The organism is uncultured Sneathiella sp. (assembly GCF_963973085.1).
GTDB lineage: Bacteria > Pseudomonadota > Alphaproteobacteria > Sneathiellales > Sneathiellaceae > Sneathiella.
In genome coordinates this window covers 521,336-538,227 of record NZ_CAXAXA010000002.1, presented here as the reverse complement: position 1 = coordinate 538,227, position 16,892 = coordinate 521,336, and the positions used below count along the sequence as shown (strand labels likewise).

Annotated in this window: 20 protein-coding genes; 16 read left to right on the top strand and 4 right to left on the bottom strand. The window is 58.7% G+C overall.

From position 1 onward, the window contains the following. Positions 1 to 14 precede the first annotated feature (14 nt). The 3 genes from AACZ19_RS06855 to fabD all read right to left on the bottom strand — a co-directional run bounded on the left by AACZ19_RS06855 (position 15) and on the right by fabD (position 2,144). Entirely contained in the window at positions 15 to 245 is a 231-nt protein-coding gene (locus tag AACZ19_RS06855) for an acyl carrier protein (protein ID WP_161315501.1), read from the bottom strand. A gap of 184 nt (positions 246 to 429) precedes the next feature. Further along, positions 430 to 1,167, bottom strand: coding sequence for a 3-oxoacyl-ACP reductase FabG (fabG, locus tag AACZ19_RS06850; RefSeq protein WP_339632318.1), 738 nt, complete (start codon positions 1,165 to 1,167; stop codon positions 430 to 432). 23 nt (positions 1,168 to 1,190) lie between these two features. Then, entirely contained in the window at positions 1,191 to 2,144 is a 954-nt protein-coding gene (gene fabD / locus AACZ19_RS06845) for an ACP S-malonyltransferase (RefSeq protein ID WP_339632317.1), read from the bottom strand. A 194-nt stretch (positions 2,145 to 2,338) separates the two neighbouring features. Here fabD and rpsF point away from each other — a divergent pair, with 194 nt between their 5' ends. The 16 genes from rpsF to AACZ19_RS06765 all read left to right on the top strand — a co-directional run bounded on the left by rpsF (position 2,339) and on the right by AACZ19_RS06765 (position 15,550). Continuing rightward, positions 2,339 to 2,779, top strand: a complete 441-nt coding sequence (gene rpsF / locus AACZ19_RS06840; protein WP_339632315.1) for a 30S ribosomal protein S6 — start codon at positions 2,339 to 2,341, stop codon at positions 2,777 to 2,779. Next, positions 2,779 to 3,015 (top strand): 30S ribosomal protein S18, encoded by a 237-nt coding sequence (gene rpsR / locus AACZ19_RS06835; RefSeq protein WP_339632313.1) that lies wholly within the window; start codon positions 2,779 to 2,781, stop codon positions 3,013 to 3,015. The genes rpsF and rpsR overlap by 1 nt, the downstream gene beginning before the upstream one ends. 46 nt (positions 3,016 to 3,061) lie before the next feature. Further along, positions 3,062 to 4,015, top strand: a complete 954-nt coding sequence (locus AACZ19_RS06830; protein ID WP_339632311.1) for a DUF2232 domain-containing protein — start codon at positions 3,062 to 3,064, stop codon at positions 4,013 to 4,015. Beyond that, entirely contained in the window at positions 4,015 to 4,659 is a 645-nt protein-coding gene (gene rplI / locus AACZ19_RS06825; RefSeq protein ID WP_339632309.1) for a 50S ribosomal protein L9, read from the top strand. The genes AACZ19_RS06830 and rplI overlap by 1 nt, the downstream gene beginning before the upstream one ends. 135 nt (positions 4,660 to 4,794) lie before the next feature. Then, positions 4,795 to 6,276 carry a replicative DNA helicase gene (locus tag AACZ19_RS06820; RefSeq protein ID WP_339632307.1) on the top strand — a complete coding sequence of 494 codons (1,482 nt, stop codon included), beginning with the start codon at positions 4,795 to 4,797 and terminating at the stop codon, positions 6,274 to 6,276. Between the two features lie 14 nt (positions 6,277 to 6,290). Beyond that, positions 6,291 to 7,406, top strand: a complete 1,116-nt coding sequence (gene alr, locus AACZ19_RS06815) for an alanine racemase (RefSeq protein ID WP_339632732.1) — start codon at positions 6,291 to 6,293, stop codon at positions 7,404 to 7,406. Then, a complete protein-coding gene (locus AACZ19_RS06810; protein WP_339632305.1) occupies positions 7,381 to 8,187 on the top strand; it encodes an ABC transporter permease in 807 nt (268 codons plus the stop codon). The genes alr and AACZ19_RS06810 overlap by 26 nt, the downstream gene beginning before the upstream one ends. 4 nt (positions 8,188 to 8,191) lie before the next feature. Further along, a complete protein-coding gene (locus tag AACZ19_RS06805) occupies positions 8,192 to 8,968 on the top strand; it encodes an ATP-binding cassette domain-containing protein (RefSeq protein ID WP_339632303.1) in 777 nt (258 codons plus the stop codon). A gap of 71 nt (positions 8,969 to 9,039) precedes the next feature. Beyond that, positions 9,040 to 10,419 carry a DNA repair protein RadA gene (gene radA / locus AACZ19_RS06800; RefSeq protein ID WP_339632301.1) on the top strand — a complete coding sequence of 460 codons (1,380 nt, stop codon included), beginning with the start codon at positions 9,040 to 9,042 and terminating at the stop codon, positions 10,417 to 10,419. A 25-nt stretch (positions 10,420 to 10,444) separates the two neighbouring features. After that, a complete protein-coding gene (locus tag AACZ19_RS06795) occupies positions 10,445 to 11,143 on the top strand; it encodes a CvpA family protein (protein WP_339632299.1) in 699 nt (232 codons plus the stop codon). Further along, a complete protein-coding gene (gene purF, locus AACZ19_RS06790; protein WP_339632297.1) occupies positions 11,140 to 12,612 on the top strand; it encodes an amidophosphoribosyltransferase in 1,473 nt (490 codons plus the stop codon). Before AACZ19_RS06795 ends, purF begins: the two co-directional genes overlap by 4 nt. Positions 12,613 to 12,648: 36 nt before the next feature. Next, positions 12,649 to 13,335, top strand: a complete 687-nt coding sequence (locus AACZ19_RS06785) for an SDR family NAD(P)-dependent oxidoreductase (protein WP_339632295.1) — start codon at positions 12,649 to 12,651, stop codon at positions 13,333 to 13,335. Between the two features lie 125 nt (positions 13,336 to 13,460). Next, on the top strand, positions 13,461 to 13,775 hold the full coding sequence (locus AACZ19_RS06780) for a hypothetical protein (protein WP_339632293.1): 315 nt from the start codon (positions 13,461 to 13,463) through the stop codon (positions 13,773 to 13,775). A 35-nt stretch (positions 13,776 to 13,810) separates the two neighbouring features. Next, the gene (locus AACZ19_RS06775; RefSeq protein ID WP_339632291.1) at positions 13,811 to 14,038 is read left to right on the top strand and encodes a hypothetical protein; all 228 of its coding nucleotides are present in this window, start codon (positions 13,811 to 13,813) and stop codon (positions 14,036 to 14,038) included. 65 nt (positions 14,039 to 14,103) lie between these two features. Continuing rightward, on the top strand, positions 14,104 to 14,550 hold the full coding sequence (locus AACZ19_RS06770; protein WP_339632289.1) for a MarR family transcriptional regulator: 447 nt from the start codon (positions 14,104 to 14,106) through the stop codon (positions 14,548 to 14,550). 232 nt (positions 14,551 to 14,782) lie between these two features. Further along, complete coding sequence (locus AACZ19_RS06765) at positions 14,783 to 15,550, top strand: DUF4145 domain-containing protein (RefSeq protein WP_339632287.1); 768 nt, start codon at positions 14,783 to 14,785, stop codon at positions 15,548 to 15,550. Here the strand turns inward: AACZ19_RS06765 and der are convergent. Further along, the gene (gene der / locus AACZ19_RS06760; RefSeq protein ID WP_339632286.1) at positions 15,547 to 16,890 is read right to left on the bottom strand and encodes a ribosome biogenesis GTPase Der; all 1,344 of its coding nucleotides are present in this window, start codon (positions 16,888 to 16,890) and stop codon (positions 15,547 to 15,549) included. The genes AACZ19_RS06765 and der overlap by 4 nt on opposite strands. Positions 16,891 to 16,892: the final 2 nt, after the last annotated feature.

Genomic DNA, 16,892 nt, shown 5'->3' with positions numbered 1-16,892 from the left:
AGGGCCCCGGTCGATCAGGCAGCTTCGATATGCGTGATCGCGTCTTTCACCGTCAGGATTTTCTCGGCTGCGTCATCCGGAATCTCGATGCCGAATTCTTCTTCAAAAGCCATCACAAGCTCAACTGTATCCAGGCTGTCCGCGCCCAGATCGTCAATGAAGCTCGCTTCGTCTGTTACCTTGCCTTCATCTACACCGAGATGTTCAACGACGATTTTTTTCACGCGCCCTGCGATATCACTCATAGCTGTATCCTTAGATAATCCGACAGTTCAAAAAGTCTATGCTCATTCCTTACCCCCAAGGTGCGAAAAATTCAAGCGCCAACGGAGGTCATTTTGGTGCGGTTTCCTAACATACTTTGATCATCTTGCAAAGGAAACCTGACCGGGCCGGGCAATTTTTGATTCCCCAAGCCCGGCGGACGGATCAAATCATGGCCATGCCGCCATTTACATGGAGTGTCTGGCCAGTGACATAGGCTGCCTCGTCCGAGGCGAGATAGATCACGGCGGCGGAAATATCCTCAGGCCGGCCAAGCGTGCCAATTGGCACTGATGCCAACAGTGCCTCCCGCTGGGCATCCGGCAGGGCGTCGGTCATCGCGGTCTCGATAAAGCCGGGGGCGATGCAGTTGACAGTGATGCCCCGCGTCGCCACTTCCTGCGCCAGCGATTTCGACATGCCGATCATCCCCGCTTTCGACGCGGCATAATTCATCTGGCCCGGATTGCCCGTCACCCCGACGATGGAGGTAATACCGATAATCCGCCCGAAGCGCCGTTTCATCATCCCGCGCAGGGCATTGCGCGAGAGCTTGAACGCCGCCTTGAGATTGACGTCCAGAACCGTATCCCAGTCCTCATCCTTCATCCGCATGGCAAGCCCGTCCCGCGTTAGACCGGCGTTATTGACGAGAATATCAACCTGGCCCATGGCTTCTTCGGCCTGCTTTATCAACTGGTCCACCGCCTCCATGTCGGAGAGGTTGCAGGGCAGCACATGGACGCGGACCTTCAGCTCGTTGGCGACGACATTCAGGGCATCCTCGCGCGTGCCGGAAATCGCGACTGTCGCACCACGTTCGTGCAAACCGCGGGCAATTGCCGCACCAAGTCCGCCGGACGCGCCGGTCACCAGCGCGCATTTTCCTGTGAGTTCAAACATCTTTTCCCTCGTTCTGCAATCGTCTAGAGTTTCGCCAGAAAGGCTTCGATATCGGCGGGCGTCTGCACAGCGGAGCCGGTCATCTCGCGGTTGATCCGGCGGACCATGGTGGAGAGCACCTTGCCACTGCCCATCTCGACCAGTTCCTCAACCCCCTGCTCCCCCATATAGAGCACACTTTCGCGCCAGCGCACACGGCCCGTTACCTGCTCTACCAGCAGTTTGCGGATGGTGTCCGGGTCGCTGACCTCGCGCGCCGTGACATTAGCGATCAGCGGCACCCGTGGCGGCACGATCACCACCTCGGCGAGCCGTTCGGCCATGGCGTCGGCGGCCGGCTGCATCAGCGGGCAATGGAACGGGGCACTCACGGGGAGCAGCATCGCCTTTTTGGCGCCCTTCGCCGTGGCAATCTCGATGGCGGCCTCGACCGCTCCCTTGTGACCGGAGAGAACGACCTGCCCGTCCGCGTTGTCATTGGCGGCGACAACGATCTCGCCATTGGTGGATTTCTCTGCGGCTTCGGCGACAACTTCCTCGACCGGGCCGATATCGAGGCCGAGCAGCGCCGCCATCGCGCCGATCCCAACCGGCACTGCCTGCTGCATCGCCTGCCCGCGCGCCTTCAACAGCCGCGCCGCATCGGCGATTTCCAGCGCTCCCGCCGCCGTGAGCGCGGAATATTCACCAAGCGAATGGCCGCCGACAAATTTCGCGACTTTCGCCAGATCCATATTGCCGTCCTTTTCGAGGACACGGACCACCGCCAGGCTGACCGCCATCAGGGCGGGCTGGGCATTCTCGGTCAGGGTCAGTTCCTCGATCGGGCCTTCAAACATCAGTTTGGAGAGATTCTGCCCCAGCGCCTCATCCACCTCTTCAAAGACTTCGCGGGCGACGGCATGGCTCTGCGCCAGCTCCTGCCCCATGCCGACGGCCTGGCTGCCCTGGCCGGGAAATACAAATGCACGTATCATATATCGGGTCCGATTCTGTTGACTTGAGGGGAACAGTCATATTGCAGCAAAATTTCCTGTCAAGCCCACTTGCATATAGCGTTAAAATCTGTATAGTCCGCCGCCTCAATACTCCTTGCCGACGGAGGTCGGCTAAGTCTGGGCGGTTACCGCGTGTAACGCCAGACATTCAAGAGCCATAAGGAGCTTTATATATGCCTCTATACGAGACAGTTATTATTGCACGTCAGGATATTTCCAGCCAGCAGGTGGAAACTCTGACCGAAGCTGCATCCGCCTTCATCACCAACGGCGGCGGCAATGTTGCCAAGGTTGAACAATGGGGCCTTCGCAATCTCGCCTACAAGATCAAGAAAAACCGCAAGGGACATTACGTCCTTCTCAATATCGACGCCCCGGCCGACGCCATGAAGGAAATGGAACGCAACCTGCGCCTCAATGAAGACGTGCTGCGCCACATGACCATCAAGGTGGACGAGCTGGAAGAAGGCGACAGCGTCATGTTGCAGAGCCGCAGCTCGCGCCCTGAGCGCCGCCGTGACCGCGACGACGACGATGGCGACAGCGACAACCGCAGCTCGTCCAATCGCGATGACGACACCGCAGACGATAGCAAAGAGAAGGAGGACGCATAATGGCCGATGCACAACGCCGCCCGTTTTTCCGTCGCCGCAAGACCTGCCCGTTCACCGGGGACGGCGCGCCGAAGATCGACTACAAGGATGTCAAGCTGCTTCAGCGCTATGTGTCGGAGCGCGGCAAAATCATGCCAAGCCGGATCACCGCCGTTTCCGCGAAGAAACAGCGCGAACTGGCCAAGGCTATCAAACGTGCAAGAAACCTCGCACTGCTGCCGTTTCTTGTAAAATAAGAAAGCCGGGGGCGACGGTTTTTGCCGGCCCCGGAATGAATTGACGATGGTCAAGGAACTGGTTGTAGCTGTTGCGTTAGGTATCCTGAATACCGCGCTTGTCGCCCTCTCCATTTTGGGGAATGTGGGTGGCTCCTCTTTCGGGACGGCCTTTCAGACCCTGGCTTTCTGGATCTTGTCACTGATCCCGCTGTTTGTGTCCGGCCTGGGATTTGGCGTCAGGAGCGCCGCTATCTCGGTCGGCACAAGTGTGGTGGTCGCCGCGATTGCGATCGATACGGGCTTCGCCCTTGCCTATGCGGTGATTTCCGGCCTGCCGGTGATCATTCTGGTACGGCAGGCGCTGCTCTGGCGGGAAAGTGACGGAACAAGATACTGGTACCCGGCCGACAATCTGTTGATCTGGTGGGCGGGTATCTGCATCGGACTGACGGGGCTGGCCATCGGGCTGCTCCATTGGGACGAGGCGCTGCGTCAGGGGATGGTCGAGGCGTTCGACCAGATGCTGGTGCAGATGCAGGAAATACAAGGTGTCACCCCGGCCGTGACCGGAGAGGAATTCGTGAGCATGATGCCGCAGTTCCTCGGTCCGATCTGGGGGATGTTCATCCTGATGAGCGGCTGCCTGGCGCAAGGGCTGCTGGTCCGCTTCAAGAAGAACATCCGGCCGACACCGGAACTGACGAAGATGGCGCTGCCGAACTGGCTGGCGCTGGCCTTCATCGCGGCGACGGCCCTGAGCGTCATTCTCGACGCCAGCCTGCCGCTGCTGGGGGCGGTCGTGATTACGCTGGAGACGCTGTTCTTCCTGCAGGGAATGGCGGTTATCCATGTGGTGTCACACAGATGGAACGGGCGTCCCTTCATTTTGGGGGCGGTCTATATATTGATGATTATGACGTTATGGCTGGTCCTGCTGATTGCGATATTGGGACTGATGGAAAATTGGATCGGGTTCAGGCGCCGCTTTGCCGTGACCACGAAGCTGGAGGAAGACTGATGGAAGTAGTATTACTGGAACGGGTTGAGAAACTCGGTCAAATGGGCGATGTCGTAACAGTGAAAAACGGCTATGCCCGCAATTACCTGTTGCCGCAGAACAAGGCGCTCCGGGCGAGCAAGGAAAACCTTTCGATATTCGAGGCCCAGCGCGCCCAGCTGGAAGCGGAAAACCTGAAACAGGCGAAGGAAGCCGAGAAGGTCGGCGAGAAGCTCGATGGGGAGGCCGTCACTGTCATCCGCGCCGCGTCCGAATCCAAGCAGCTTTACGGCTCGGTCAGCACGCAGGATATCGCGAAAGCCATCACCGCGGGCGGCTTCACGGTCTCACGCAAGCAGATCATCCTCGACAAGGTGCTGAAAACCCTTGGCCTGCATGACATCAAGGTGCGCCTGCATCCGGAGGTCATTGTCTCGGTCACGGTCAACATCGCCCGCTCGAACGAGGAAGCGGCCATTCAGGCCCGCGGCGAGAGCGTCGAGGAAGTCGCCGAAGCACGGCTTAACGAGCGCGACGAGGCTGTCGTCAATGTCTTCGAATCCACCGCCGATGTGGATGTCGAGGAACTGGAGCAGGTCGCCGCTGGTGAGATCGACCCCTCAGAGCTGGACGCAGAGCCGGAAGAGAAAAAAGACGACGCGTAATCCGCGCCGGACGGAAGAGGAAAAGCGGCGCCCGATGACGGCGCCGTTTTTTTTATCCCCGCAATCCACAGGCTGTGGATTTGTTTTTCTCGAAGTAGGCCTACCCTCTCGATTGAATTGTGCTAACATCTGCCCATGGAAACGCTCACACTGAATGATGGCCGCGACGACGGCGGAGAGACGGCCGGGCACGGCTATCGCACCGCGCCACATAATGTGGAAGCCGAGCAGGATCTGATCGGCGCCATCCTCGTCAATAACGACGCGGCGGCGAAGGTTTCCGACTTCCTCAAGCCCGAGCATTTTGCCGAGGATGTCCATCGCCGCATCTATCAGGCCGCCATCACCCTGGTCGAGCGCGGGGAAATCGCCGACCCGGTGACGCTCAAATCCTATTTCGATCGCGACAGTGCGCTGGCCGACATTGGCGGATCGCAGTATCTCGCCCGTCTCGCCGCCTCCGCCACCACCATTATCAATGCGGAGAATTACGGGCGGCTGATTTATGACCTCGCCATGCGGCGGGAGCTGATCCTCCTCGGGGAGGAAATCGTCAATATCGCCTATGATTCGGAACTGGAGGAAACGTCGCAGTCGCAGATCGAGAATGCCGAGCAGAAACTCTTCTCCCTCGCCGAGAACGGATCCCATGAAGGCGCGCTGATGCCGGTGCGCATGGCCGTCGATGACACCCTCAAATCGATTGAGGAGGCGTTCCAGCGCGATGGCAACCTTGTCGGCGTGACCACGGGACTGAAGGACATGGACGGCAAGCTTGGTGGCCTGCACAAGTCGGATCTGCTGATCCTTGCCGGACGTCCTTCCATGGGCAAGACCTCGCTTGCCACCAATATCGCCTATAATGCCGCCAAGGCCCATCATGCCAGCGGCGGCAAGGAAGGCGCGGTGGTCGGTTTCTTCTCGCTAGAAATGTCCGCCGAGCAACTGGTCGGCCGTGTCCTCGCCGAGGCGACCGAGATCAGTTCCGAAAAACTCCGCCGCGGTGACCTGACCGACGATGAATTCGCCAACAAGCTAGTGCCGCAGAGCGCGCTCATCTCCGAGTTGCCGCTCTATATCGACGATACCCCGGCGCTCTCCATCGCCGCGCTCAGGACCCGGGCGCGACGGCTCAAGCGCAGCCATGGCCTCGGCCTTATCGTCGTCGACTATCTGCAGCTCATGAAGGGCTCCGGTCGGCGTCAGGATAACCGGGTCCAGGAAATCTCCGAGGTGACCCAGGGGCTTAAAGCCGTCGCCAAGGAACTCGACATCCCCGTCATCGCCCTGTCGCAGTTGTCCAGACAGGTAGAGAACCGTGATGACAAGCGGCCGCAGCTTTCGGATTTGCGCGAATCCGGCTCCATCGAGCAGGACGCCGACGTCGTCATGTTCGTCTATCGCGAAGCCTATTACGAGGAACGCAAAGCCCCGACCGAGGGGACGCCTGAACATGCGGACTGGCAAGACCGCATGTCGCGGCTGCATAACCTCGCCGAGGTGATCATCGGCAAACAGCGCCACGGACCGATCGGCATCATCAAGCTGCATTTCAAGCCGGAGTTTACCCGCTTTGGCAACTATATTTCCGAAGACTACCTGCCGGAACATCATTAGGAGGTTCGGTGAGTATGGAGCGGAAACTGGCCGGGGCGCATCTGACGATCAATCTCGGGGCCTTGCAGGAGAATTACCGGTTGCTGAGGGACAAGGCCGCCCCCGCTGAATGCGCGGCCTCGGTCAAGGCGGATGGCTATGGCCTCGGGATCGAGCGGGTCGGCCCCGCCCTCTATGCCGCCGGATGCCGCCGTTTCTTCGTCGCACTGCCGGCGGAAGGGATTGCGCTCCGCCGGCTTCTACCGGACGCGAAAATCCATATCCTCGCCGGGCTGCTGCCAGAGACCGAAGAAATCTATCTCGAACATCAGCTCGACCCGGTGCTCAACTCGCTCCATGACGTTCGCCGCTGGGCTGCCTTCGCCAGGGAAACAGGTAAGACGCTTCCGGCTCTGCTGCATCTGGATACCGGGATCACCCGGCTCGGGATGCTGGAGGCGGAGATAAAGGCACTCGCGGCGGAACCGGACCTTCTCGGCAATCTCCATATCGAGTTCCTGATGAGCCATCTTTCCTGCGCCGATATGCCCGCGCATCCGCTCAACCGGGAACAGCTCGAAAAACTGAAATATTTCCGCGACCTGCTGCCCGCCCCGCTGAAGGAGGCGCCATTATCACTCGCCAATTCCTCCGGGGTTTTTTTAGGGCGCGACTATCATCTTGACATGGTACGCCCGGGCATCGCGCTCTTTGGCGGCAACCCGGAACCCGGCAGGCCCAACCCGATGGCCGAGGTTGTGCATTTGCAGGGGCGAATCCTGCAGGTTCAGGACGTTGACAGCGAAATTGGCGTTGGCTATGGTGCGACTTTCCGAACCGAGAAATCGAGCCGGATCGCCACCGTTTCTGTTGGCTATGCGGACGGCTATTTCCGCGCCCTTGGCAACAAGGCAGAATGTGCAGTGAATGACGTTAAAGTACCGGTTATAGGGCGCGTTTCCATGGATATGATTACCATCGATGTCAGCAGGGTTGCCAAGGAGGACTGCCAGCCCGGCGGTTTTGTCGACCTGATCGGCGGCGCGGTGCCGCTTGATGATGTGGCGGCCCATGCGGAGACGATTCCCTACGAGATTCTCACCGCGCTCGGGAACCGCTATTATCGTGAGTATCTGGAAGGCGCGGGCTGACATCATGGAAAAGAACTTTCTTGCCACCATCGGGCGCGTTTTCCTCTCCTTCATGGCCGCCGTCGGCCGGATCACGGTCTTTACCGCCAAGGGCCTGCGCCATTGCGTGACCCCGCCCTTCTATCTCCGCCTGATCGGCAAGCAGATGATGGATATCGGCTATTACTCCCTGCCGGTTGTCGGTATGACGGCACTCTTTACCGGTATGGTGCTGGCGCTGCAGATCTATGTCGGCTCGTCGCGCTTCAACGCCGAGAGCGCGGTCGCCACCATCGTCGTTATCGGCCTCACCCGTGAACTTGCGCCGGTGCTCTCCGGCCTGATGATCGCCGGGCGCGTCGGCGCCGCCATCGCCGCCGAGATCGGCACCATGCGGGTGACCGAGCAGATTGACGCGCTTGTCACCCTCTCCACCAACCCGTTCAAGTATCTGGTGGCGCCGCGGCTGATCGCCGGTCTGGTGACCCTGCCCTTCCTGGTACTGATCGGCGATATCATCGGTGTCTCGGGCGGCTTCCTGGTGGCGACAGAGAAGCTCGGCTTCAACGCCAGCAACTATCTCAACAACACCTTCGAGTTTCTGGAGATCAGCGACGTGGTCTCCGGCCTGATCAAGGCCGGCGTCTTCGGCTTCATCGTTTCGCTTATGGGCTGCTACCATGGCTTCCATTCGACCGGCGGCGCTCAAGGGGTCGGCAAGGCGACAACGAACGCGGTCGTCTCCTCCTTCGTGCTGATCCTGATCAGCGACTATTTCCTCACCGTCCTGCTCATCGAATGAGATCATGAGCGACACGCCGAAAATCGAGCTGAGGAACGTCTGCAAGGCCTTTGGCAAGAAGGTTGTTCTGGATAACCTCAACCTTTCCATTGCGGACGGGGAATCGCTGGTGGTCATCGGCGGGTCCGGCACCGGCAAGTCGGTCATGCTGAAATGCATCCTCGGCCTGTTGAAACCCGACAGCGGCCAGATTTTCATCGACGGCGAAGAAATCACCAACCAGTCCACCCAGATGCGCGAAAAAATCCTGCTGAAAACCGGGATGCTGTTCCAGTATGCCGCCCTGTTCGACAGCCTCACCATCTGGGAGAATGTCAGCTTCGGCCTGATGCAGGCCCATGGCATGGGACGGAAAGAGGCGAAGGAAATCGCGATTGAGAAGCTCTCCCTCGTCGGCCTCGGTCCCGAGCTCGCGGACAAGACCCCGGCGGAGCTTTCCATCGGCATGCAGAAGCGGGTTGGCCTCGCCCGCGCCATCGCGGCGGACCCGGAGATTATCTTCTTCGACGAGCCAACAACCGGTCTCGATCCGATCATGGGCGACGTCATCGACAATCTGATCCGCGACTGCACCCGGGACCTCGGCGCAACCACGCTGACCATCTCCCATGACATGGAGAGCGCGCAAAAAATTGCAGACCGTATCGCGCTGCTTTATAAGGGGAGCGTGGTCTGGGCGGGCCCGGCCGATAGCATCGAGACCTGCGGCGATCCTTATGTGACGCAGTTCGTCAATGGCGATGTCGATGGCCCGATCAAACTGGATATTTTAAAACCTTGATATTTTTGGGCTATTTGCCCTTTTTGAGACTTTTTACGGCACGAGCCGAAACAGATTAGACGGAAAGCTGAATGGCGCGACCCAGCGAACAATTCACCTGCCAGAGCTGCGGCGACACCTACCGGAAATGGCAAGGGCGCTGCGATTCCTGCGGCGAGTGGAACAGCCTGCTGGAAAGCACCGGCGATGTGGCGGTGCCAAGCGGCCTGACCAGCGGCAAAGGCCGTAGCGTCGCCTTCACCGCGCTCAATGCGGATATCTCTGAATACAAGCGAACCACCAGCCAGATTGGCGAGCTCGACCGGGTGCTGGGCGGCGGGTTCGTGCCCGGCTCCTCCATCCTCATCGGCGGCGATCCGGGCATCGGCAAATCGACGCTGCTGTTGCAGGCGGTCGCAAAAATGGCGCTCGCGGGCTCCTCTTGTATTTACATCTCGGGGGAGGAAGCGACCCAGCAAATCTCCATGCGGGCGCAACGTCTCGGCCTTGCCGATGCGCCGGTGCAGCTGGCCTCCGCCAATTCCATCCGCGACATCATCACCAGCGTCGAGAAGACGGAAACGCCGAAGCTGCTGGTTATCGATTCGATCCAGACCGTCTTTGCCGACAACCTGCCGAGCGCGCCCGGCAGCGTCGCGCAAGTCAGGGCCTCGGCGCAGGAGCTGATCCGCCTCGCCCGCAAAACCGGTCTCAGCGTCATTCTCGTCGGCCATGTCACCAAGGACGGGCAGATCGCCGGGCCCCGGGTGCTGGAACATATGGTCGATACCGTGCTCTATTTCGAAGGCGACCGCGGCCATCAGTTCCGTATCCTTCGCGCGGTCAAGAACCGCTTCGGTGCGACCGACGAAATCGGCGTCTTCGAGATGTCGGACCGCGGCCTGCAACAGGTGGAGAACCCGTCGTCGCTGTTTATCTCAAGCCCGGACAAGACGATCAGCGGCGCCTCGGTCTTTGCCGGAATGGAGGGGAGCCGTCCGCTGCTCGTCGAGATTCAGGGGCTGGTCGCCCCGACACCGCAGGCCACGCCGCGCCGCGCCGTGGTCGGCTGGGACGCAAGCCGCCTGGCCATGCTGCTGGCCGTGCTGGACACGCGCTGCGAGCTTTCCTTTTCCGGCAGCGAGGTGTATTTGAATGTCGCGGGCGGCCTTCGGGTGCAGGAACCGGCGGCAGACCTTGCGGTGGCGGCGGCGCTCATCTCCTCGGCGTCCGATATTCCGGTGCCGCCGGGCAGCCTTTTCTTTGGCGAGATCGGGCTTTCGGGCGAGGTACGCCCCGTCGGCCAGACCGATGCCCGGCTGAAGGAGGCGGCAAAGCTCGGCTTTACCACCGCCATCATTCCGGCGGGCAGCAAGGTCAAGGGCGGGACGGTGAAGATTATTGAGGTTGAGCATTTACGGGAGATCGTGTCTCTGTTTACCGAGACGAAAGCGGTGTCCCGGGCAGTATAGAGCAGAGTAAAGAGTAGGACTATCCATGGAAAACATGCCCATACAGGGGACCGATGCCGTTATTCTGGTCATCCTGCTGATTTCGGCGATCTTTGGTTTCATTCGTGGTTTCGTAAAGGAAACCCTGTCTGTGGCCGGCTGGATCGGAGCGGTTTTCCTCAGTCTTTACCTCTTCCCGCTGTTGCAGCCGATCGCGCAGGGCTTTATCCTCAACCTGCTGATTGCAGATATTTTGACCGGTGCGGTGATTTTTATTCTCTCTTTGGTCATTTTGTCCTATATCAGCCATGCGATATCGGAAAAGGTCAAGGCTTCGAGCCTGGGCGCACTGGACCGCTCCCTTGGGATATTTTTCGGCATCGCGCGCGGCGTTGTCCTGCTCGGGATTGCCTGGCTGATTTTTGTCCAGTTCATCCCGGAAAAGGACCGGCCCGACTGGGTATTGCAGGCAAAGATGCTGCCCCTGATTGAGGGCAGCGGCGAATTTGTCGCCCGGCTGTTGCCGCCCGACATGCAGGAGAACCTGAATATTTCGAGAGAAAGCGACAAGGATACCGTGGATCGCCTCAAAGAGAAATATGACGCATTGCCCGACGATGTGAAGGATGGCGTCGAAAACACCGTCGAGGGCGCGAAGAATCTCCTCGACAAGGGCTATGATGATCAGGCCCGCCAGCAGATGGAAAACCTCAGCAAGAGCACCGCACAGGAAAAACCCAAATGACAGAGCCCTCCGCCGACCGCATTTCGTGCAATCCGTTTGATGATGACAAGCTGCATGAGGAGTGCGGGGTCTTCGGGATCTACGGCCATCCGGAGGCCGCCGCCCTCGCCGCCCTCGGCCTTCATGCGCTCCAGCATCGCGGGCAGGAGGCCGCCGGGATTGTCAGCCATGACGGCCGGCATTTCCATTCCCACAAGGCCATGGGCAAGGTCGGTGACAATTTCTCATCGGAAGAAGTGATCGGCAGCCTGAAGGGCAGCGCCGCGCTCGGCCATAACCGCTACGCCACCACCGGCGGCACGGTCCTTCGCAATGTCCAGCCGATCTTCGCCGATCTCGCCAATGGCGGCCTCGCTGTTGCCCATAACGGCAACCTCACCAACGCCTCCACCCTGCACCGCCGTCTGGTTCTGGAGGGCAGCATCTTCCAGTCGACCATGGACACCGAGGTTATCATCCATCTGGTCGCCAACAGCAAGAAAACACGGGTCGTCGATTGCCTGATCGACGCCATGTCGAAGATCACCGGCGCCTATTCCCTCGTCGCGCTGACCAGCAAGAAGATGATCGGCATGCGCGATCCGTTCGGCGTGCGGCCGCTGGTCCTCGGCAAGATCGACAACGCCTATATTCTCGCCTCGGAAACCTGCGCACTGGACATCATCGGCGCCGATTTTGTTCGCGATGTTTCTCCGGGCGAAGTTGTGGTGGTTGACGAGACCGGTATCAGCACCCATTTCCCCTTCTCCGCCCCGCCCAAGCGCTTCTGCATTTTCGAGCATATCTACTTCTCCCGCCCCGACAGCGTGGTCGAGGGGCGTTCGGTCTATGACGTGCGCAAGGATATCGGGCGGCAGCTGGCGACCGAAAATCCGGTCGAAGCGGACCTGATCATCCCTGTGCCCGACAGCGGCACCCCCGCCGCCATCGGCTATGCCGAGAAATCGGGCATCCCCTTCGATCTCGGTATCATCCGTAACCATTATGTCGGCCGCACCTTTATCGAGCCGACGGACCAGATCCGCCATCTCGGCGTCAAGCTCAAGCATAACGCCAACCGCGCCCTGATCAGCGGCAAGCGCGTCATCCTCGTCGATGATTCCATCGTTCGCGGCACCACCTCGACCAAGATCGTGCAGATGGTCCGCGAGGCCGGCGCGACGGAGGTGCATATGCGCATCGCCAGCCCGCCGACGACTCATAGCTGCTTCTACGGCGTCGACACGCCGAGCCGCGCCAAGCTGCTCGCCGCGCAATATGACCTTGACGAGATGTGCGCCTTCATCGGCGCCGACAGCCTCAATTTCATCTCGCTCGACGGCCTCTATATCGCCATGGGCGAAGAGGGCCGCAACGCGAAACAGCCGCAATATTGCGACGCCTGCTTCACCGGCGACTACCCGATCGAGCTGGTGGATAACGACACCGGCGCCGACAAGGAGCTGACCCTGCTCGCCGAGCGTTATTAATTTTTCAGTTTAACGAAAGATCCCATGTCCGGTAAATTGCAAGATAAAGTGGCGCTGATCACCGGCGCCTCAAGCGGCATTGGCGCCGAAGTCGCCAAGAAATTCGCCAGCGAAGGCGCGCATGTCATCCTCGTCGCCCGCTCCGTCGGCGGGCTTGAGGAGGTCGATGACGACATCCAGAATGCGGGCGGCAGCGCAACTTTGGTTCCGCTCGATTTGCTGGACACCGCCGCCATCGACGGCCTCGCCGCGCCGCTCTATGAGCGCTTCAAGAAGCTCGATATCTTTGTCGGCAACGCGGGGATGCTCGGCAAGCTGATGCCGACGCAGCAATATATCCCGGAGCTATGGGAGGAGGTCTTCCGCCTCAATGTCCATGCGAACCAGCGGCTGATCCGCGCCCTCGATCCGCTGCTGCGCCAGAGCGAGACGGGCCGTGCGCTTTTTGTGACCTCCTCGGTCGCCCATGAAAACAAGCAGTTCTGGAGCGCCTACGCCGCCAGCAAGGCCGCGCTTGAGGTGATTGCGAAAACCTACGCCCATGAGGTCGCCAAGACGAACCTCAAGGTGAACCTGATCGATCCCGGCCCGACCCGCACGCGCCTACGCGCCGTCGCCTACCCCGCCGAAAACCCGAACGACCACCCGCTACCAGAGACAAAAGCGCAGATGTTCCTTGATGCGGTGCTGAGTAAAGAGAATGGGACTGTGTTTGGGGGGTAGATATAGTTCTTCAATGGTTGAAATATATCACCTTTTAAAAATCGATATAATTGTAAATTATAAGTAATATGTTAATCATTTAGCCCTGATAATTGCTAAATCCGTGCGTTTGGTAAGGGCTTGAAATGGCACAATTCTTTGTGGAAAGGAAACTCCTGTACTCGCTAAAAAATGAAAGTGAGCGACATGAGTTCAGCGTCAGGATTATGCCGCCGAGGTATCTTGTAGAGGGGGAGAAATTCTTTGAACCGGGAGCCGAAACGGCTGTCTGCTCAATTGAATTCGACGGTATCGATGGACAAAACGATAAAACCTACGGTGCCGACTTACTTCAGGCATTAGAACTATCGGTAAACTCGGTCGAGCCGATGCTGAGGCGCCTCTCGAAAAAGTACGATTTATACTTCCCGTCCGGAGAGCCATACTTCGAAGACGATTAAAATCGGGCTTTTCATAAACCGCTCAAGGACAGAAAATGAAATATCCGGACGGGCAAGAGGTAAGGATGGGCGATCGGGTCGGATTGGGGGAAGATCGCGAGGGTATCGTCGTTTGCTCGATTGATACGGATGAATACAGCGACGCGCATCCAAGGGAGCAATGGGCATACCTCAAAACCGGCGCCGTGATCGAGTTTCCCTCCTTCGGCCTGATCCATTACGAGACCGCAGAGGACGACCTCCAACTCATCCGCCGCGCATAGCCGCCAAATATCGGCTTCAAAAATAATGCTTGCATATTACGTGAATGTTCACGTATTATGCACGCATGAAAACATTAAACCTTGCCCCACATACAGAACCAACCGTCCTTCAGTTCCTGGAAACAGCGTCCATGCTTGAGCGCAAGCTTGATCGCGTCCTGTCCTGCACGAAGGGGGTCAGTTTCAGCGAGTATCGCTTGCTGAAAACCCTGTCGCAGGCTGGCCCGTCCGGCTTGTCGCGGATCGATCTCGCCGATGGCGTCGGCCTCACCGCCTCGGCCGTCACGCGGGCGCTGAAGCCGCTCGAAAAGGTCGGGCTGGTGGCGACCGAACGAAGCGAGCGCGACGCGCGCCAGAGCCTCGCCGTCCTCACCCCCGCCGGGCGCGAGCTGCTGGCGGATGCGGGAAATATTCTCAGGGACAACCTCCGCGGCCTGCCCGTCAATGCCCTGAGCGGCCAAAAAATCGCCGAGTTCGAAACCCGCCTCGGCGAGTTCCGGCATAAGCTCTAACCCCTCCTCCGCGTACGGGTTTGCCCGTGCGCGGGAGAGAATGGGGTGAAAGCTTGGAGATTAAAGTCGCATCCTATATCAATTTCGTGCGTTGGTTGTAGACTCCCAAATCGAGCATATAGTATAATCTTACAAATCGTCGATATTTGGTTCCGTATTGATAAACATCAAACGGCGAAAATCACCATAGAACTAAACTACTACTACCAAGATTGCGAGAGGTATTGAGACCATGACATTCAATATTGCCGAAGCCATTGATCTCGACCAACCAGAGCCATTTCATTGTCCATATTGTGGACAGCATTCAACGCTTAGAGATGGTAACAATTATAGTACCCGACAAAATGTATTAAGATTAGATGGATCAAAACATGGTCCTATTGGCATATCTATTGCTGCAGCAACTTGCTTAAATCCGGATTGTGGAGAAATAAATTTAGGGATTTCTTTGGAAAAGGTCGATTATAGGGACGGCGGTTGGAGATTTGAGGGGCTAATCAATCAGTGGACAATTCTACCGGAGTCATCGGCGCGACCTCAGCCAGACTTTATTCCTGACCCGATAAGAAAATCATATACGGAAGCTTGCCGAATAAAAGAACTGAGCCCCACAGCTTCGGCAACCTTATCGCGCCGCTGCCTGCAAGCAATGATCCACGATTTTTGGGGTATTGATAAAGGAAATCTCTACAAAGAAATTGAAGCACTGCCAGACGAAGTATCTCAACAAACCATAGAAGCAATTCACGCAGTTAGGGAGATTGGTAACATAGGAGCCCATATGAAACTGGACACTAACACTCTTGTGGATGTTGATGCCAATGAGGCTGCCGCAATGATTGACCTGATCGAGTTACTATTTGATGGTTGGTATGTCGACCGTCACAACAAGTCGGAAAGACTGCGTAAAATGACCGAAACAATCGCAAAACGCTCTGGTAGAAAAGACGGCACCGACGTCGAGACAACTACCGAAGTAACTGAGTCTCACGACTAACCCTTATCCGCATAAGGATTCTTCCCCGTCCTTGGGAAAATGCGGATCGGGACGGCGGGGAGGTTGAAGTCTTCGCGGATGCCGTTGGCGAGGTAGCGCAAGTATGATTCCGGCAGCTCCCCGCGCGCCGACATGAACAGCGAAAAGGTCGGCGGGCGCGCCTTCACCTGGGTCATATAGCGGATTTTCAGGCGGCGGCCCTTGGCCATGGGCGGCGGATGCTGCTCCAGCATGATCTCCAGCCAGCGGTTCAGCCGCGCGGTCGAGATGCGCGTGTTCCAGAGCTCATACACCTCCAGCACCGCCGGGAGCAAATTCTCCACCCCGCGCCCCGAGAGCGCCGAGAGGGTGATCACCGGAATGCCGCGCACCTGCGGCAGCGAGATCGAGAGCCGGTCGCGAATGAGTTTCAGCGTGCCCTGCCGGTCCGTCACCGTGTCCCATTTGTTCACCGCGATGACCAGCGCCCGCCCCTCCTCGATCACATGGGCGGCGATGGTCAGGTCCTGTTTCTCGAAAGTTTCCTCGGCATCTATCAACAGCACAACGACTTCCGCCATGCGAATGACGCGGAGGCTGTCGGCGACCGAGAGTTTTTCGAGCTTCTGCTGCACCCGCGCCTTTTTGCGCAATCCCGCCGTATCGACGAGCTTGACCTTGCGCCCCTCATACTCCCATTCGACGGCGATGGAATCGCGGGTGACCCCGGCCTCGGGCCCGGTCAGCATCCGCTCTTCGCCGATGAGGTAATTGACCAGCGTCGACTTGCCCGCATTCGGGCGGCCGACAATGGCGAGCTGCAGAGGCTTTTCGGGTTCGTCTTCCGCGCCCTCCTCCGCCTCTTCCGTTTTCTCATAGGGGAGCAGCGCGTCGAACAGTTCGGCCATCCCCTCCCCATGCTCGGCGGAGATGCCGACGGGCTCGCCAAGGCCGAGCGAGAAACTTTCCATCAGGCCGGTCTCTCCCGCCTTGCCCTCGCATTTATTGGCGACGAGAATGACCGGCGTTTTCGACCGCCTGAGCCACCCTGCAAAATGCTCATCCAGCGGGGTGACGCCCGCCTTCGCATCGATCAGCATCAGGACGACATCGGCCTCATTGAGCGCGATTTCCGTCTGGCGGCGCATCCGCCCCTCCAGGCTGTCGTCGAATTTCTCCTCCAGCCCCGCCGTGTCGATGATGCGGAAATGAAGGTTGCTGATGCTCGCCTCGCCTTCGCGGCGGTCGCGGGTGACCCCCGGCGTGTTATCGACAAGCGCCAGCTTCTTGCCCACCAGACGGTTGAACAGGGTCGATTTGCCGACATTCGGACGGCCCAGGATCGCAGCGGTAAAGGTCATTT